Source organism: Arthrobacter rhombi (assembly GCF_039526245.1).
Lineage (GTDB): Bacteria > Actinomycetota > Actinomycetes > Actinomycetales > Micrococcaceae > Arthrobacter_H > Arthrobacter_H rhombi.
Window position 1 is genome coordinate 1 of sequence record NZ_BAAAIV010000014.1, and the last position, 1405, is coordinate 1405.

Consider the following 1405-nt stretch of genomic DNA (forward strand, 5'->3'; position numbering starts at 1 on the left):
ACCCCCAGCGAGATTGCTGGGGGTCTATTCTGCAAACACGCGGAATTAGGACTTATTCATCTAGTGGTCGGCACGTTCTTCCTGGGGCTGACCACCATTGGACCCGCCGAGACGCCTGGGGTGGTCGCCGCGGGATTCGGTGATGTGATGGCGGACATCGGCTTGCTCGTGAGCTTCGGCGTCATCATGGGATCGATGATCACCCAGACCGGCGCGCTGCAACGGCTCATCGAGGGCATGGTGGGCAGCTTTGGCGCGAAACGGCTGCCGTACATCTTCAGCGTTTCGCTGAGCACCCTGTTCACGTCCATTTATTCCGATGTGGTCCTGGTGCTCACGGCTCCCATGGCCAGGCGTATCGCGCCCCGCTTGGGACCGCGCGGAATCGCACTCATGGGCGGCGCACTGACCGCTGGCATCGAAGTGGGCCTAGTCTTCGTCGTCCCGGGTGTGGCAGCGCTGGCCGCGGCGGGCCTGCTCGGCGTGCCCTTGGGCGAGATGTTCATCTGGGGTCTGGCCATCGGGCTTCCCACCGCAGTGCTGACGATGCTTGTCTTCAGTCTCCTTGCCAAGCGTGCCCTCCACTGGGGCCCCAATGACGAACAGGCTGCCGAGTCCGGTGGTGCTGACATCACGGAGCGGGCTGACGGTCCGGCTCCGACGGACGGTGGCACCCCTGATGGCGGGACCGACGGCACCGCTCCCGGCCACCAAGCACAGGTGGCAGTGCTCGAAACCGAATCGACGCCTGGCCGGAAGCTGCCGTTGCCACTGGCCGTGTCCCCCATCGTCGGTACCCTCATCCTGGTGGCCCTGGGCGCCCTGCTCGGCGCGCTCAAGATCGAGGATCCGGTGCTGGGCTTCGTCACCGATCCCGTCTTCGCCATGTTCGCGGGAGCAGCCGCTTCGTACGTGCTGGCCCGACGTGCGGCGCCGCGCGCCCAGGTCGACAAGGGCGTCGCGGAAAGCCTCGTCACCTGCGGGCCCATCCTGGTCCTCAGCGGTGTCAGTGGCTCCCTGGGCATGGTCATTGAGGCCTCTGGCCTGGCCGACATCCTTTCCGGTTACTTCGCCTCGAGCATCTTGCCCGCACTGTTGCTGGTCTGGGTCATCGCGGCCGTCCTGCACATCGCCCTTGGCTCGATTTCGATCTCCGTCATCACCGCTGCCGGCATCCTCGCACCGCTCGCGGGCAGCCTCGGGGTTCCGGTAGTGCTCGTGGCATTGGCCGCGGGTTCCGGCGCGTTGTTCCTGCCGCACGTCAGCAGCAACTTCTTCTGGATGTTCAAGGAGCTGCTCGGACTGTCGACACGTGGCACGTTCAAGACCCACACCGTTGCCATGAGCCTGGCTTCGGTCATCTCCCTCATCCTGATCCTGGCTCTCGACTTCGTCATCTGAGGCC

General features: G+C 65.2%; 1 protein-coding gene. It reads left to right on the forward strand.

The genetic code is table 11. The features are described 5' to 3' along the window. The first annotated feature begins 54 nt into the window (after positions 1-54). Positions 55-1401, forward strand: coding sequence for a GntP family permease (locus tag ABD088_RS13240; RefSeq protein ID WP_343902427.1), 1347 nt, complete (start codon positions 55-57; stop codon positions 1399-1401). Positions 1402-1405 lie beyond the last annotated feature (4 nt).